This window comes from Pseudoduganella sp. S-14 (assembly GCF_049913285.1).
Taxonomy (GTDB): domain Bacteria; phylum Pseudomonadota; class Gammaproteobacteria; order Burkholderiales; family Burkholderiaceae_D; genus Rugamonas.
Window position 1 is genome coordinate 2,659,159 of sequence record NZ_CP183991.1, and the last position, 16,299, is coordinate 2,675,457.

Consider the following 16,299-nt stretch of genomic DNA (forward strand, 5'->3'; position numbering starts at 1 on the left):
CCATGGAGCGCTTGTCCGATGCGGGCCAGCTGGCCCTGGTGCACGACGCCCTGGTGCATCGCCGCCACGGCATCATCACGTCGCTGCTGGAAGAAACCGAGCACCCCGATGCACGCGGCCTGTTCGTCTTCAATGCCCTGATGGTCGACATCAAGAGCATGATGATCGACCCGGCGCGCGGCAAGGCGAATAACCCGAACACCGATCGCGCCAGCCTGGCCGGTTCCGGCGCTGCGTTCGATCGCACCTCGGCCATGTGGGCCGCGTTTGGCGAAGCGGTGGAGCGCTATGCGGCGGCCGCGCATTTCGACGACCAGTTGCTGTATGCCTCGCAGGATTCCCTGGGCGACGCGGCGGTCGGCCCCGGCCAGTTCGTCCTCTTCGCGCCGGAGCAATATGGTGAGGGCTTCGAATTCGCGGCCGACGATACGTCGCTGGTGCGCGCCTGGGCGCCGGCTGCCGACCTGATGGACCCGGCGCGCGAGACCTATGTGCCGGCGCAGATGGTCTACCTCGGCATGCAGGTCAAGGACAAGCGCGAGATCGTGATGCAATCCTCCTCCACCGGCCTGGCAACGGGCATGGACGAAGGCAGGGCCTTGCTGAGCGGCCTGGCGGAAGTGATCGAGCGCGACGCCTTTGCTGCCATGTGGCAGATGAAGCATGCGCCGCGCAAGCTGCTTGTGGCCCCGTCCACCATGCAACGCCTGCTGCCCGGCGTGCGCCGCCAGCTGGCGCATCCCAGCCTGGACGTGCACCTGTGGGACATCACGACCGATGTCGGCATGCCGGTGGTGCTGTGCCTGGCGCGCAGCCGCAACGACGGCACCATGTCGCTCGGCGCCAGCGCCCACCTCGACGTTGCCACGGCCATCAACAAGGCCGTGGTGGAAGCCTTCCACGGCTATGTGTGGGGCAGCTCCATCCTGGCGGCGGGCACGCCGCTGCCGGAGCAGGGCGCGATCCGTAATCCGGGCGACCATTTCGCCTTTTTCCTGGATCGTTCGCGCCAGGGGGCGATGGACTTCCTGTTCACCGGCGAGGCCACGGTTTCTTCCGACGCCCCCGCGCTACGCCAACTGGCCGGCATGGGCGACCTGCTGGCACGGCTGAAGGTCATGGGCCTGCGCGCGCTGGCGGTGGACGTGACTTCCGCCGACGTGGCCAGCCTTGGCTTGTGCGTGCTGCGTGCCTTCATTCCCGGCCTGCATCCGCTGCTGTTCGGCGACGGTCTGGTGAGCCGCGACGAGCGCCGCTTGCGCGCCATCGCGGCACACTGGGGCTTGACGGGCGTGCCAGAACCTAACCTCGAACCGCATCCGTTCCCATGACCAAGACACTCCAGGAATTGCTGCCGCCGCAGGCCATGGCGGGCCAGTTCGACATCGACGACCCGGCCGAGATCCTGCATGAGCAGACCAAGTTCCACCGCGCCACCCTGATGGGGCAGGTGAAGAACATCGTGCGCTTCCTGCGCCATCCGGCATATATCGCACGCGGCGCGGCGGGCTACAACGCCTATCCGTCCTGCCCGGCGATTGAATTGCCGGAGCCGGTGCTGGCGCTGGGCGAACTGGCGCGGGCCTTGGAGCAGCGCAAGAGCGCGCGCGTCTTTGCCGGCGCGATGACGCTGCAGGAGCTTTCCAGCCTGCTGCACCATTCGCTGCGCGTGCGCCGCATGGCCAAGAGCGATATCGCGCCGCATGTGAAGCTGGCGTTCCGTTCCTATCCCTCGCCGGGCGGCCTGTACCCGACCGAGTTCTATTTCTTCCTCAACGAGGTAGAGGGCATCGAGCCATGCATCGCGCATTACGATGCGCGCAACCACTTGCTGCGCGTATTGAAACCGCAGCTGGGCGATGCCTTCGGCAGCGCGGAAGTGAAGTCGGGCGAGTCGGGCGGGGCGGGGGTAAAGGCGCCGGTGGTGTGCGTGATGACCAGCGTGCCGCAGCGCGCGACCGCCAAGTACGGCGCGCGCGGCTATCGCATGTCGCTGCTGGAGGCCGGCCACGCTTCGCAGAACCTGTGCCTGGCCGCGCAAGGACTGGGGCTGGGCTCCCTGGTCTACGGAGCCTATTATGACGACGAGCTGGCGGCCTTGCTCGATATCGACGGCGTGACGGAAACCGTGGCTTCCGTCATGCTGCTCGGCCGCGAAGCGCCGCCTGCACCTGCTGCCAGCGAGGACGAATGAACGACGCGCCGGGTTGGCAGGATGGCGAGTTGTGGCTGCGCGATGCGGCAGGTGCCGTGCTGCGCCTGGCCACGGCTGGCGATCGGGATGGCGCCGGGCATGCGCTGGAACGCCTGTTCGCACTGCGCGGGCGCTTCCATGCCTATCCGGTCCTGCAGGACATCCTGGCCGGGCGGCGCGCCTGGCGTGCTTGCGGCAGCGTTTATGCGCTGGGCGAGCACGAACCGCCGCCTGCGCTGCTGCGCAATTTCGACGAGGCGGCCGGCGCCTGTGCCGATTTTCTCGGCCTGCCGCCGCCGTGCATCCTGCTGCAATGCGTACCGTCAGAGCGCGACATGCATTTGACGATGGAGAGCTTGCCAGGTCTGGCCATGGTGCGCCTCTCCACGCAATCTGAAGGCTATTCCGATGGCCTGCGCGCGGTTGTTTTCCATGAAGTTGCGCATTGCTTCCTGACGTGCGGCGTGCGCCTGCTCGACGAGGGACTGGCGCAACTGTTTGCCAACCGCTTCGGCGGCGCCACGCCGCTGCCACAGCGGCCAGAGCTTGCACCGCCATTGCGCAGCATGCTGTCGCGCGACGGCGATGCCATGTTCGCTGCGTCGACTGGTGCCGGCATTGACGCCTACCGTGCTGCCTGCCGTCTCGGCGCCGACCTGCTCGATGCTGTCTGTGCCCGTGGCGGTGCGGCGGCGATTGTTTCGCTGTTCCGTGCCGTCTCGCGCGCCGTCAGCGACGCACAGATCGCCGGGCTGGTGGAACAGGCCAGCGGCCTGGCGATTCCCGCCGCGCATGTTGAGGCCGTACAGCAGCCGGGGAACGAGACTACTGCCCAAGTGCAGCAAGCCATTTTCTCCGCGTGGAGCAGCAAGCGCGCCGAAGACCTGTCGGCCGGCGTTGCTTTGCTTGAAGCGGAGGCGGTATTCACCCAGCCCGTGCTGCTGGACGCTTTGCTCAGCGCCCGCCTGAACCAGGCGTTGCTCCTGGTCCACGGCGGCGCCAAGCTGCCGGCCGAGCAGGAGGCAAGCATTGACGCGCTGCTCAAGGCTGCCGATATCCTCCCAGCGGGCCGCCAGTGGCTGTGGCGCGGCGTGCGCGCCATCCTCGCCATTCTGCTGGCCCAACCCAACATCATCAAGGTCGCGACGGCAGGGCAGAACGCCTTGCACGCCTTCGGCAAAGCGCAGGAATTGATCGCCGGCGACCCGGACCTGCTGATTCATCATGCTTCGCTGCTGTTGCACGCACCGCCCAATTACGGCGGTGATCGCGACCGCGGCGCAGGCATGCTGCGGCAAGCGATGCAACACCCGCTGTACCGTGCCCACGCGCGCGAGATGCTGCTCGATAACGGCATCGATCCCGGCGACGAAGTCGTGGCCATCGCGCCGTCGACACCCGACACGGCGCCCGCCGCCATCGCCCTCGAAGCGACCGGTATCGCATTGCGCCTGCCGTCCGGCTTTACCTTGCAGTCGGGCGACCTGGTCCTGCGCGAGGGCGAGCGTGTCGCCATTGTCGGGCCCAATGGCAGCGGCAAGACCATCCTGCTGGAGACCCTGCTTGGCCTGCGCGCGCCCGACAGCGGCAAGATCCAGCTGGCCATTGGCGATCCGCGCGACGCCAGGGCAAGGCAGAAACTGGGCGGCCTGCTGCAAAGCGCCGACCTGCCGGGCCAGATGCGCGTCAGCGAAGTCATGTCGCTGCACGAGACAATCTACGCCCGCACGGAACCGGCGGTGACCCGAGCCCTCGGCATGGACGAACTGCGCGGCAAACTCTGGCAGCAACTCTCGCGCGGCCAGAAACAGCGCGTCATGCTGTGGCTCGCGCTATCCCACGTACCGGAACTGGCAATGCTCGACGAACCGTCGCTCGGCCTCGACGAATGGCATGCCCGCGCGCTGCGCGAGCTGCTGGCCGGCATGCCGACCACCGTGCTGCAGATCTCCCACGTTCCCGCCGACCTGCTCGGCATGGACCGCATCCTCTGCATGGAAAGGGGAGAACTGGTCGACGGCGGCACGCTGGACGAACTGCAGGCGCGCCGCATCGGCCGCTTCAAGGCCCGCATCGGCCAGGCACTGGCCGGCGAGGCGGAACAATCCATGCACGCGCTGCCAGCGCTGCTGCGCGCCGAGGCAATGCAGGACGGCTGGCTGCTCCACGGCGCACAAGGTTTCGACGCGGGATTCCGCCGCTTCATCGAGCAGCAAGGCATCGCCAATTTCAGTCTCGAAGCTTCGACCATCGAAGACTTCCTGGCCGACCTCACCAAAGGTGGAACCGCATGAAAAACCTGCTGCACCTGGTGCGCGCCGACCTGGCGCTTTTCCTGCGCGGCCGCCTGGCCTTGTTCTGGACCTTTGCCTTCCCCTTGCTGATGCTGATGATGCAAATGGCCCTGTTCGGGCAAGAGGCGAAGCTGGGCCCCGTAACGCTGGTCATCCATGACATGGACCGCAGCACGGAAAGCGCAAGCTACGCCAGCGAGCTGTCGCGCGGCCTGCGCCTGCAAAACAGCGTTGAATTCCGCGTGGTCGCGCCATCGCGCACGGTGAAGCCCGACCTGGAGCTCACCATCCCCGCCGGTTTCGCCGAAGCCGTGCGCGCGGGCCAAAGCACCGAGATGAAGCTCGAAACCTCGCTGGCCGCCGGCCCCACGCTGGAAGCCAGTTACGGCATGCTGCGCGGCTTCAGCGACGGCTACAACCTGGCCGGCCTGCAGGACGAACCGCGCGTCGTGCTGCCACCGCCGCCGGCGCCGGCCGCCGGCGCGCTGGACTACCGCCTGTTCCTGGTCAGCGGACTGGCCGGCCTGGTCATCCTGTCCACCAGCCTGATGGGATTCGCCGGGCCTCTGGTCGCCGCCCGCGAAGGCGGCATGTTCCGCCTCTACCAGCTGTTCCCGATGCCGACAGGCGTGGTGGTGCTGGCCTGGTGCCTGTCGCGCCTCGTCATCATTGTCCTGGCCAGCGCCACAATGTTTGCCGTGGCCTGGGCCGTCTATGGCGTGAAGCTGAATGCGGGTCCAGCCGGCATCGCAGCAGCAGGCGGCATGCTGGCCCTGGGCTGCGCCGCCTTCCTGGCATTGGGACTCTTGCTGGCCGCAGCGAGCCGCAGCGTGGCGGGCGTGACCATGGCCAGCAACCTGCTGTACTTCCCGCTGCTTTTTTCGGGAAACCTGATGATCCCGCTGGGCGGCTTGCCGCCGTTGCTGCGCGACGCACTCGAATTCCTGCCGCTGAATGCGATGATGGCCAGCATCCGGCACGCGCTGACCGGAAGCATGAGCTGGAAGGGCGACGCCTACAGCATCGTGGTACTTGCCGCGATGATGTGCGCCTGCCTGCTGCTGGCTGTGCGCCGCTTCGGCTGGACGCCGCGTGACCTGCACTGAGAAGGAGTCCTGGATTGAAGAAGATGAATATCCTGATGATTGCCGGCGCGCTGGCACTGGCGGCCGGCGCTGCTGCCTATGCGTACGGCAACCGCCAACCGGCGGCCGCCGGCACGGCAACCGTGAATGTGACCCTGGGAGGCGTCGCTGGGCAGAAGGGCGCGCTGATGGGCGCCATCTGCAACAAGAATTCCTTCCTGAAGGCCTGCCAGTATTTTGCGGTGCAGCCAGCTGTTGCCGGCAGCGTGCTGGTATTCCCCGGCGTGACGCCCGGCAGCTATGCGGTCATGGTCTACCACGACGAGAACCTTAACGGAAGGCTGGACAAGTCAGCCAACGGCCTGCCGATCGAAGGCTGGGGCTTCTCCCGCAACGCGCGCGGCCATTACGGCCCGCCGACGTTCGACGACGCCCGCATCGACATCAAATCCGGCGCCAACGACATTGCACTGGATATGGTGTATTGATGGCGCCCATCGTCGACGTCAGGCAGGTCAGCAAGCATTACCGGCGCGGCGAAGAAAGGATCGCCGCGCTGGACAGCGTTTCCTTCCAAATAGGCGAGCCTTCGGTCGTGGCCATTGCCGGCCCCTCCGGCAGCGGCAAGACTACCTTGCTCGGCATGCTGGCGCGCTTCGAACGGCCGGATAGCGGCAGCATCCACCTTGACGGTGCGGCGCTGGATGCCTTGCCGGACCATGCGCTGGACACCTTCCGCAACCGCAAGCTCGGTTTCGTATTCCAGAACTTCAACCTCGTCGGCACCCTGACTGCGCAGGAGAATGTGGAACTGGCGCTGGCCACATGCGCCTTGCCGAAGCGGGAACGGCGCAAGGCGGCAGCCGGAGCCCTGTCCCTGGTTGGCATGGAGCACCGCCTCGACCACACTCCGGGGCAACTGTCCGGCGGCCAGCAGCAGCGCGTCGCCATTGCGCGCGCCCTGGTCAACCGCCCCAAGCTGGTGATCGCCGACGAACCCACCGGGAACCTGGACAGCAAGACCGCCCAGCAGATGCTGGAGCTGGTTGATCGCCTCCACCGCGACCTCGGCACGACCTTCATCATCGCCACCCACGACCAGCGCGTGATGGACATGGCCGGCCAGGTGCTGCGCCTGGAAGACGGCAGGGTGACGGCATGACGCAATGGCTGGTGCTTGCCCATCGCAACGTGCTGCGCAACGGACGCCGCTCGCTGCTGCTTGGCGGGACCATCGCCGTCGGTACCCTGGCCCTGCTGCTGTTCGCCGCCTATATCGCCGCCTCGCTCGATGGCCTGCGCGAAAGCACCATTCGCGGCGGCTTGGGACACGCCCAGGTCAGCGCATTCCCGCCTGCTGACGGCTACGTGGAGCAGCAGCTCCAGTATGGACTTGACGATGCCGAGCGTAGCCGCGTCGAGGCGCAACTGGGGAAAATGAACGGCGTTCGGCGCATCGCCCCGCGCCTGCAATTCAGCGGCCTGGTATCGAACGGACCGCGCACGCTCACCTTCGAAGCCCAAGGCGTGGACCCGGTGCGCGAACAGCAGGCATTCGGCACTTTCCAGTTGCTGGCGCAAGGGGCACCACTGCGCGCCGGCGAAGATGGGCGCTACCAGGTCCTGCTTGGCAGGGAAATGGCGCGCCGCCTCGGCGTTCGCCCCGGACAATCGTTGACGCTGATGACCACGACGGTGCAGGGCAGTGTGAACGCCATGGATGTCGAAGTCGCGGGCCTGCTCGCCACAGGCATTCCGGAGCGCGACCTGTATACGCTGCAGATTCCGATCGAGACCGCGCAGGAGCTGCTGCGAACCGAGAAAATCTCCCATCTGTCCGTGCTCTACCAGGACACGGCCAGCGCCGATGCGCACTCGGACGCCATCGCACGGGTAATCGGCGGCAAGGTACGCCTGCAGCGCTGGCAGGAACTGGCGCCGCTCTATCCGCAGGTGATGGCCCTGTTCCGAAACCAGTTCATCGTCTTTGGCGCCATCATCGGCCTGATCGTCTTCCTTGGCGTGGCCGCCATGACGCTTGCCACCATTTATGAGCGCGGCAAGGACATCGGCACGCTGCGCGCGATGGGCATTCCGCAAGCGATGGTGCGCCGCCTGTTCATGTTCGAAGGCCTGCTGCAAGGCGCCTTCGGCGCACTGGCCGGCGGCACGGCGGCATGGCTCGCCACGCTGGCGATCAACGCCGCCGCCATCGAACTGGCGCCGCCGCCAGGCCGCAACGTCGGCGTGCCCCTGCACCTGCTATGGCTGTTCCAGCCAAGCCTGGCGATCGTGCTGGTATTGCCGCTGCTTGCGATGGCGGCAGCCTGGCTGACCAGTCGCCGCATCGGCCGCATGCCGGTGAAAGCCATCCTGACTTCCAACTAGACCATGCTGAAACGATTCCTGATCCTGATGGTGTGCGCCGGTGCGGCACAAGCATCACCGCCGGGCGCCACCGAAATCCTGCAACAGGTAGACCAGTACCGCATGCCGGTCAACAGCTTCGAAGCGAACGTGCGCATCGAAGCCGGCGACGGCCAGGAGCCAGGCACCTATGTGATCCGGGGCGCCAATTACAACCAGGTGCTGGTGGAAGCGACCAGCGTCGACCAGCGTGGCCAGAAATTCCTGACCACGGACAGCGGCCTGTTTTTCTATGCGCCACGTACACGTCGCGCCATTCGCCTGACCCCCTTGCAAACACTGCTCGGCAAGGCAAATATCGGCGACCTGTCGCGCATCCGCTTCAGCCATGATTACGACGCCACCGTGCTGGAAGGCGAGACCGACGGCTGCCCGGCAAAGTCCTGTATCGCGCTCGAACTGCGCAGCCGCAACGAAGCCGCCACCTATGCCAGGATCAAGCTGCTGGCCGCAAGGCAGGACGGGCGTTATGTGCCGCTCAAGGCAATGCTCTACGTCGCCAGCGGCAAGCTGCTGAAGGTCGCCACTTTCGATGCGGCGCATGGCGGCCTGCCGCCGACCACGCGCTATGCCGACCCGCAGCAGCCCGGCGGGGAGACACGGGTCGTGTTTGAAAAGGTGAGGGCGGCTGAATTCCCGGCCAATATGTTCAACCCGCGCACGCTGGAGCAATGAAGCGCCTGCAATGCCTGCCGCTGGCGGCGGCCGTCGCTGCCGCCGCTCCAGGCGATGCCTCGGCCGGCGAAGACTGGACCGGCGGCTTCGTGCTGGGCGCGCAAGAGCGCACGATCTTGCAGGACACGCCGCTGAATCGCGACAACTTTCTCGGCATTGCCGGCAGCGGCACGCGCGCCGTCGCACTGTTGGAAGGCCGCCGGCAGGACCTCACATGGCGCGTGCGCACCGAAGCACTGCATACAGACCGTGACGGCATGCGCGGCAAGGCGGTGCTGCAGGAACTGAACCGCGTGTTCGACCTTGGCGCAGGCGCATCGCTCTCGCTCGGCAAACGCCTGTATGCGCTGGATCCCTCGTATATCAACCAGCCGCTAGGCTTCCTGCAAAAACGCACGGACCTGAGCGACCCGCTGGATACGCTGGGCAACTCCGAAGGCATCCCGATGGCCGTCCTCTCCTGGAGCGGCGCGCGTGCCAGTGCAGCGGCCCTGCACGCACGCGAGGCAGGCGGCCGCGTGCAAACCATCCTCAAATTCGGCTACGAATTCGACGCCATCAGCGCCGGCATGGTGCTGCGCCGCGCACATGGCGAACATGCCGGCATCGGCGCCACCATCAGTGCCGCGCCGGCCGATGCCTTGTCGTGGTACGCCTCCGCCTACCGCGCCGGCGGCGCGGCCCGCTACACCCGCGCCACCGCAGGCGTGGTGCTCACACCCGCAGCCCTGCCCAAGCTGCAACTCGAATACGCCTACAATGGCCGGGGCATGCCGGACGGCGAATTCGACGTGCTGCAACAGCAAGCGCAATCAAGCCTGCCGTCCCATGTGCTGGCAACACTGGCGAGCCGCCTGCCCAGCCTGGGCGCGCGGCAGCACTATGCCAGCCTCACGATATCGGAAGCAGCAGGGGCCTGGGATGCCGGCGGCGGAATGTACCTGGGGCTGGATGACAGCAGCCGGGTGTGGCATGGCCAGGTCGACTATGCCTTCAGCGCACGCACGCACCTGATGCTGTCAGCGATGCGCCAGCAGGGAAAGGCGGGCAGCGAGCGAGCCCTCTCGCCGGTAAAGGAAACGCTGGCACTACGGCTACGCCATGCATTTTGAAAGTCGGGGTCAGGTCTGGCGGGTTGCCAGACCTGACCCCGACTTCTATTATGGTTGGAAGCCGTCGGCGGTGATGTCGAGATTGCTTACCTCGCCGTATTTGGCGGCGATCTTGCCGATCTCGGAGGCTTTGCCTATCAGGACCATCTGCAAATTCTTGCGAGGGAAATGCTTCTCTACCAAATGACTGGCGCGCTCGGGCGTCAGGCTGTCGACGTCTTTCATGAAGTTGTCGATCTGGCTGCGGCCTACGTCGTTTGCATACATGTCGCCGAGCAGCGATGCCAGCTGTTCGCTGGTCTCATAGCGCGGCGGGAACTGGCCTTTCACGTAGGCCTTGGCGGAATCGAGCGTCGCCTTGTCGATGCCTTTGCTCCACAGGCGTTGGTAGGTTTTCAGCGCGAGGTCCAGGGCGGCTTCCGTCTTCGGTAGTGCAGTGAAGCTGGAGATGGAGAAGGTGCCGGTCTGCGACAGTGTGTTGAAGCCGGAATTGGCGCCGTAGGTCAGGCCGGAGTTGACCCGCAGTTCGTCATTGAGCCATGAGGTGAAGCGTCCTCCCAGCACGGTATTCAGCACCTGCAGGGGTACGTAGTCCGGATCATTGCGCGCAATCCCGGCGCCGCCGATCAGGAAGGTAGTCTCGATCGCATCGGACTTGTTCACTACCCAGACGCGCGCCTTGTCCGCTTTCACTGCGCCGTAGTCGGCGCGTTGCGGGGCTGGGCCTTCGGCCTTCCATTGGCCGAACAGTGTTTCGACTTTCCTGCGCATCTCGGCAGGATCGAAATCGCCGACCACCACCAGCGCTGCGTTGTCCGGGCGGAAGTAGCGCTTGTGGAAGGCTTTCACGTCTTCCTGCTTCAACGCTGCCAGGCTGTTGACTGTGCCCGAGGGGGGATTGGCGTAGGGCGCATTACCGAACAGCATGGCGCGGTAGTAGTTGCCGACTACCATGCGCGGGCTTTCCTTGGCCTGTTTCAAGCCGTCGACCTTGCGCGCACGCAGCTTGTCCAGTTCCGCAGCATCGAAGCTTGGCTCCTGCACCAGTTCTGCGAACAGCGGCAGCAGGGTATCGGTGTCTTTACGGGCGAAGTTGGCGGCGATGGTCGATTGCTCGACGCTGCCGCCACCTGCCAGGACGGCGCCGCGGAAGTCGAAGGCCTGGTCGATGTCGGCCTTGCCATGCCTGGTCGAGCCGAGCAGCACGCCGTCGCCGGTCAGGTTGGCCAGCCCGGCCTGCGTGCCGTCGTTGACGGCGCCAGCTTTCACCACGGCGCGCACGGCGACCAGCGGCACGTCGTGGCGTTCCATCAAGTAGACGGTCAGGCCGTTTGGCAGCTTGGCGGTTTCAAACGCGGGCAGCTTGAATTCGGCGCCTTGTGCGGAGGCGGCAATTGCGCCAGTGAGCGCGATGGAAATCAGTTTCTTCATCAATCAGTCCTCCTTCGCGGCCAGCACGCCGATGGTGCGCTGCGATTTCTTCAGGTACTTGGCCGCGGCGGCCTGGATGTCGGCAGTCGTCAGCTTTTCGTAGGCGGCAGGGGCGTCGAAGGCTTTCCTGTAGTCGCCGTTGAAGACCTCGTAATTGCCCAGCAGCTGTGCCTTGCCGTTGATGGTTTCCTGCAGGCGGTAGATGCCCAGCAGGCGGGAATTTTTCACCTTTTGCAGTTCTGCTTCGCTCACGCCTTCCTTCACGACCTTGTCGATAGCTTCCAGCATCGCCTTCTCGATCCTGGCCGGTTCGATCCCGGCGGCGGCCACCGTCATGATGTACAGCAGGCCCGGGTCGAAACCGTCGCTGCTGTTGGCGCCGACGCTGGTTGCCAGCTGGGTTTCCACCAGGGCTTTGTACAGGCGCGACGTCTTGCCTTCGGCGAGCACGGATTGCAGCACGTCCAGCGCGTAGGTATCGGCGGAGGCGCGTTCCGGCACCTTGTACGCCACGATCAGGTTGGCGGAAGTGGCGGATGGCTTGGCGACAAACAGGCGGCGTTCGCCTTTCTGTTCAGGCTCCACGGTGCGCACGGCTGGCGGCGCTGCGCGTTTCGGAATGCTGCCCAGGTATTTGGTGGCCAGCTTTTTCACCTCGTCCGCCTTCACGTCGCCGACGATCACGGACACCGCATTGTTCGGCGCGTAGTAGGTGCGGAAGTAGTTCTCCAGGTCCTTCTGGGTCCAGGCCTTGATGTCCGATTCCCAGCCGATGGTCGGAATCGCATAGGGGTGGGCCACGAAGGCGACGCTGTCCAGGTCCTGCATCAGCATCCGCACGTTGGAGTTTTCCAGGCCGGTGCTGCGCTCGGACAGCACCACGCCGCGCTCGCTGTCCACCATCTTGGGATCGATCGAGAGGTGGCCAATGCGGTCGCCTTCCAGCTTGAAGATGGTCTCCAGCGAAGAGGCGGGAAACCAGTCCTGGTACACCGTCACGTCGCTATTGGTATAGGCATTGTTGGAGCCGCCGTTGGCTTCCATGGTGCGGTCGAACATCTTCGGCCCGTAGTGCTTCGAGCCGTTGAACATCATGTGCTCGAAGAAGTGCGACAGGCCGGTAATGCCCGGCGCTTCATTGCGGGATCCGACCTTGAAGTAGGTGTACATGGTCGCATTCGGGATGCTCGAGCTTTCCAGCACGATGAACTTCATGCCGTTATCGAGCGTGAAGGTCTTGACCTGGTCGGCCGTCAATGCGGCCTGGGCATATGAGGCGGCCGCATAGGCCAGCGCCGCTGCCAGGATTCTCAACTTCATGGCGTTCCCTTTCGATGGAAGAAGTTGCCGGAAGAATACTAGATCGCTGATGAAAATGCTAATCCTGGCACGCGGTCTGCGCCATCGGGTAGCATATAGCCATCTATAACTATCCCTGGCATGGCAATGGAAAATACGATGCACTGGTCGGCGCACGAGCTGTCGATGACGGTTTTGATGACGCCCGACATGGCAAACTTCTCGGGAAACGTGCACGGCGGCGCCATCCTCAAGCTGCTGGACGGCGTGGCCTATGCCTGCGCCAGCCGCTATTCGGGCAGCTATGTGGTGACGCTGTCGGTGGACCAGGTGATGTTCCTGCAGCCTATCCACGTCGGCGAACTGGTGACCTTCCTGGCCTCGGTCAACTACACCGGCACCAGTTCGATGGAAGTGGGCATCCGCGTCGTGGCGGAAGATATCCAGAAGCGCCTGGTACGCCACGCCAACAGCTGCTACTTCACCATGGTGGCGGTGAGCCAGGACCGCAAGCCGCAAGCGGTGCCGCCGCTGGTGCCGCAGACGCCGGAACAGATCGCGCGCTGGGAAAAGGCGAAGCTGCGCAAGGCCGCGCGCCAGCAAGTGGCAGATGCGGCCAGGCAGGCTTAATTCAAAGCGACAGTAAAACCTGGCGGGTCTGACCTTTGGGTCAGATCTGTCCGATCTGGCTTTAGAGCGCGCGCCGATGGCTCGGGTAGACCAGCGTGCGCAGCGCAATCGGCTGCGGCACGCCCATCGCGAACAGGAATTCGGCGGCGCGGCGCAAGCCCACTTCGGGCAGGGCGGCTACGGCCTGGTTGATGATGTCGCGCGTCCGGTGGTCGGTGCGCACTTGCTGCCGGTGCAGGTCTACGCTGTTCATGTCCACTCTCCTTATCTCCTCAGGCTCGCAGTCGGCGGGGCGCCGCGCTGGCTAGTTGCTTGCCTTCCTGCAACATCTGGCGCATGGCCGATGCGTCCACAGGACGGCTGAAATAAAAACCCTGGATTTCGTCGCAGCCATGGCGGCGCAGGAACTCAAGCTGCTCTTCAGATTCTACCCCTTCCGCAATCACGCGCAACTCAAGGTTGTGCGCCAGGGCGATCACCGACACCACGATGGCCGCATCGTCGGCATCGGTGGCGATGTCGTTGACGAAGGAGCGGTCGATCTTCAGCACGTCGATCGGGAAATTGCGCAGGTAGGACAGGCTGGAATAGCCGGTGCCGAAATCGTCGATCGACAGCGCCACGCCCAGTGATTTCAGTTCGTGCAGCAAGTTCACGCCTTGCGCCACGTCGTGCATGAACAGGCTTTCGGTCAGCTCCAGTTCCAGTGCGGAAGGCGGCAGGCCGGATTCCTCCAGCGCAGCGGCGATGGTGGACACCAGCTCCGGCTGCGCGAACTGGCGCGCCGACAGGTTGACTGCCATGCGCAAGTCCCTGAAGCCGGCATCGCGCAGCGTACGCGCCTGCTGGCAGGCCGTGCGCAGCACCCAGGCGCCGATAGGCACGATCAGGCCGGTTTCCTCGGCCAGGCTGATGAAGCGTGCCGGCGGCACCATGCCCAGTTCCGGATGCTGCCAGCGCAGCAGGGCTTCCATGCCGACGATCGCGCCGGAGGCCAGCTCCACCTGCGGCTGGTAATGCAGCACGAATTCATCGCGCTCCAGGGCATTGCGCAGGGCGCTCTCGATGCGCAGGCGCTCCTGCGCCTCGTCGTTCATTGCCGGCTGATAGAACTGGTAGGTATTGCGGCCCAGCTTCTTGGCCGAGTACATCGCGATGTCGGCGTGCTCGATCAGGTTCTGCGCCGGCGTGCCGCCGGCATCGTAGACTGCCACGCCGATGGAGCAGGTGACGAAGAATTCCTTGCCTTCCAGGAGCACCGGCTGCGCCAGGGCCTTCATCACCCGGTCGATGATGGCCGGCGACAGTTGCTCGTCCGGGTACTGGCTCAGGATCGCCACGAATTCGTCGCCCGACAGGCGCGCCACGGTATCGCTCTCGCGCACGCTCGACTGCAGGCGGTTCGCCACGGTCTGCAGCAGCTGGTCGCCGGCCTTGTGTCCCAGGCTGTCGTTGACGAACTTGAAGCGGTCCAGGTCGATCAGCACCACCCACATCGGCAAGCCGCTGCGGTTGGCGTAGGCGATGGCTTGCTGCAGGCGGTCTTGCAGCAGGACGCGGTTGGGCAGGCCGGTCAGCACGTCGTGGTGGGCGATGTGCTGGATGCGCTGCTCGGCTTCCTTGCGCTCCGTGATCTCGCTGCCGGTGCCGCGGTAGCCCTTGAATTCGCCCTGTGCGTCGTACACCGGCTCGCCGCTGGTGTTGAACCAGCGCGTCACGCCGTCATGGCCGACGATGGCGTACTCGAAATTGGAGAAGGGCAGGCGGGCCTGTACCTTGTTGATGTGGTCGCGGCCAGCGCTGCTGGTGTACAGCTCCGGCGTGCATTCCCAACGGGTGCGGCCGAGGAAATTCTCCTTCGCCACATGGCCTTTTTCGAAAAAGCCGCCGGTGATATGGGTGAAGCGGAAATGCGTGTCCTGTTCCCAGTACCAGTCGGAGGACAGTGCCAGCAGGCGGCGGAAGCGGTGCTCGGATTCCTGCAGCGCGCGTTCGGTGCGCTTGCGCGAAGCGACATCTTCGGCCAGGCGCTGGTTGGAGCGCTGCAGGTCGGCAGTGCGGGCATCGACCAGCCATTGCACGCGGCGCGAGCGTTGCACCAGGGTGTGCACGAAAGCCGCAGCCAGGGCGCTGAACAGCAGGCCGCCAAGCAAGGTACCGAGCGAGCCAAGATGGTCGGCCAGGAAGGGGCGCGGCAAGTCGTCGCTGCGGATATGCCAGATGCGGCCCAGCACGTCGAAGCTGCGCATTTCGCTGCTGTGGTAATCGAAGTCCAGCCAGCGATGCAGCCAGTGCTGCTTGCGGTCCGCCGGCGACGGGCCGTGGCGGTAGACCAGGGTGCGGTTTTCAGACGGGTCCCCGGCGTACACGCTCAGGCCCAGGCTTGCGTCGTCCAGCAAGCCGTTCTGCTGCAGGATGGTATGCACCAGGTGCGGCGTGCGGATCACAGCTGCCGTATCGCCAACCCAGGCCGCATGGCGCTCGTCGCGGGTGCCGGTCGGCATGCCGGGGCGGTACACCGGCATGATCATGATGAAGCTGTTGTGCTGGGCCGGGTCTTGCGCCAGTTGCAGCTGCTCTGTGGCGGAGGGGCGGCCGTTGTGCAGGATGCGGTCGATGGCGCCGCGCACATGCACGTTGTTGCCGGTATTCAGTCCCAGTGCAGGCTCGTTGCCGCGCACCGGCTCCAGGTATTCAACCACGTTGTAATAAGGCCGTTCCGGCGCAGGCACGGTCTTGCCTTCGGCAGAAAGCTCGGTGATCTGGAAGCCGGGGACGCGATCTCGCATGGAGGCTTCGAATACGGGGCGCTCGGCTTGCGTCAGCACACGGTGGTAGTTGAACGCCTGGATAAAAGGGTGGCGCTGCAGCAGCGGTTCGGTGAAGGTGTGGAATTGTTCACGGCTGACCGGTTGCACGGTGCGGAACAGTTCATTGATGACATTCAGTACTTCTTCGGCATCGGCCAGCCCGCGCTCGATGGCGGTCATGCGGGCGTTGGCGCGCTGCTGGAAGGCCAGTTCCATCTTGCCGAATTCCAGGGCGCTGACGGAGACGAAGAGAACGGCAGTGGCCGCCAGGCCAGCGCCCAGCGTGAGTGCGGCTGCACCGTAGTGCGATAGTCTCCTGCGCCGACCTGCCATAGTGTCCCT

At 65.1% G+C, this 16,299-nt stretch carries 14 protein-coding genes; 10 read left to right on the forward strand and 4 right to left on the reverse strand.

What is annotated here, in order from left to right; translation table 11 throughout:
• The first annotated feature begins 2 nt into the window (after positions 1 to 2).
• The 9 genes from ACN9MZ_RS12265 to ACN9MZ_RS12305 are packed head-to-tail and all read left to right on the forward strand — an operon-like array spanning position 3 to position 9,787.
• Complete coding sequence (locus ACN9MZ_RS12265) at positions 3 to 1,331, forward strand: YcaO-like family protein (protein ID WP_426342387.1); 1,329 nt, start codon at positions 3 to 5, stop codon at positions 1,329 to 1,331.
• Positions 1,328 to 2,194: a SagB/ThcOx family dehydrogenase gene (locus ACN9MZ_RS12270; RefSeq protein WP_426342388.1), complete on the forward strand. Its 867-nt coding sequence runs from the start codon at positions 1,328 to 1,330 to the stop codon at positions 2,192 to 2,194. The genes ACN9MZ_RS12265 and ACN9MZ_RS12270 overlap by 4 nt, the downstream gene beginning before the upstream one ends.
• Complete coding sequence (locus ACN9MZ_RS12275; RefSeq protein WP_426342389.1) at positions 2,191 to 4,488, forward strand: ATP-binding cassette domain-containing protein; 2,298 nt, start codon at positions 2,191 to 2,193, stop codon at positions 4,486 to 4,488. The genes ACN9MZ_RS12270 and ACN9MZ_RS12275 overlap by 4 nt, the downstream gene beginning before the upstream one ends.
• A complete protein-coding gene (locus ACN9MZ_RS12280) occupies positions 4,485 to 5,594 on the forward strand; it encodes an ABC transporter permease (RefSeq protein WP_426342390.1) in 1,110 nt (369 codons plus the stop codon). The genes ACN9MZ_RS12275 and ACN9MZ_RS12280 overlap by 4 nt, the downstream gene beginning before the upstream one ends.
• 23 nt (positions 5,595 to 5,617) lie before the next feature.
• A complete protein-coding gene (locus ACN9MZ_RS12285; protein ID WP_426342895.1) occupies positions 5,618 to 6,061 on the forward strand; it encodes a DUF2141 domain-containing protein in 444 nt (147 codons plus the stop codon).
• Complete coding sequence (locus ACN9MZ_RS12290; protein WP_426342391.1) at positions 6,061 to 6,735, forward strand: ABC transporter ATP-binding protein; 675 nt, start codon at positions 6,061 to 6,063, stop codon at positions 6,733 to 6,735. The genes ACN9MZ_RS12285 and ACN9MZ_RS12290 overlap by 1 nt, the downstream gene beginning before the upstream one ends.
• Complete coding sequence (locus ACN9MZ_RS12295; protein WP_426342392.1) at positions 6,732 to 7,961, forward strand: ABC transporter permease; 1,230 nt, start codon at positions 6,732 to 6,734, stop codon at positions 7,959 to 7,961. Before ACN9MZ_RS12290 ends, ACN9MZ_RS12295 begins: the two co-directional genes overlap by 4 nt.
• A gap of 3 nt (positions 7,962 to 7,964) precedes the next feature.
• Complete coding sequence (locus tag ACN9MZ_RS12300) at positions 7,965 to 8,675, forward strand: outer membrane lipoprotein-sorting protein (protein ID WP_426342393.1); 711 nt, start codon at positions 7,965 to 7,967, stop codon at positions 8,673 to 8,675.
• Positions 8,672 to 9,787 carry a hypothetical protein gene (locus tag ACN9MZ_RS12305; RefSeq protein ID WP_426342394.1) on the forward strand — a complete coding sequence of 372 codons (1,116 nt, stop codon included), beginning with the start codon at positions 8,672 to 8,674 and terminating at the stop codon, positions 9,785 to 9,787. Before ACN9MZ_RS12300 ends, ACN9MZ_RS12305 begins: the two co-directional genes overlap by 4 nt.
• Before the next feature lie 48 nt (positions 9,788 to 9,835).
• Here the strand turns inward: ACN9MZ_RS12305 and ACN9MZ_RS12310 are convergent, their stop codons facing one another.
• Positions 9,836 to 11,218, reverse strand: a complete 1,383-nt coding sequence (locus ACN9MZ_RS12310) for a M16 family metallopeptidase (RefSeq protein WP_426342395.1) — start codon at positions 11,216 to 11,218, stop codon at positions 9,836 to 9,838.
• A 3-nt stretch (positions 11,219 to 11,221) separates the two neighbouring features.
• Positions 11,222 to 12,538 carry a M16 family metallopeptidase gene (locus tag ACN9MZ_RS12315; RefSeq protein ID WP_426342396.1) on the reverse strand — a complete coding sequence of 439 codons (1,317 nt, stop codon included), beginning with the start codon at positions 12,536 to 12,538 and terminating at the stop codon, positions 11,222 to 11,224.
• A 126-nt stretch (positions 12,539 to 12,664) separates the two neighbouring features.
• Between ACN9MZ_RS12315 and ACN9MZ_RS12320 the strand changes: the two genes are divergently transcribed.
• Positions 12,665 to 13,147 carry an acyl-CoA thioesterase gene (locus tag ACN9MZ_RS12320; RefSeq protein WP_426342397.1) on the forward strand — a complete coding sequence of 161 codons (483 nt, stop codon included), beginning with the start codon at positions 12,665 to 12,667 and terminating at the stop codon, positions 13,145 to 13,147.
• A 61-nt stretch (positions 13,148 to 13,208) separates the two neighbouring features.
• Here the strand turns inward: ACN9MZ_RS12320 and ACN9MZ_RS12325 are convergent, their stop codons facing one another.
• Both ACN9MZ_RS12325 and ACN9MZ_RS12330 read right to left on the reverse strand, forming a co-directional pair.
• Complete coding sequence (locus ACN9MZ_RS12325; RefSeq protein ID WP_426342398.1) at positions 13,209 to 13,400, reverse strand: hypothetical protein; 192 nt, start codon at positions 13,398 to 13,400, stop codon at positions 13,209 to 13,211.
• A gap of 19 nt (positions 13,401 to 13,419) precedes the next feature.
• On the reverse strand, positions 13,420 to 16,290 hold the full coding sequence (locus tag ACN9MZ_RS12330) for a bifunctional diguanylate cyclase/phosphodiesterase (RefSeq protein WP_426342399.1): 2,871 nt from the start codon (positions 16,288 to 16,290) through the stop codon (positions 13,420 to 13,422).
• Positions 16,291 to 16,299: the final 9 nt, after the last annotated feature.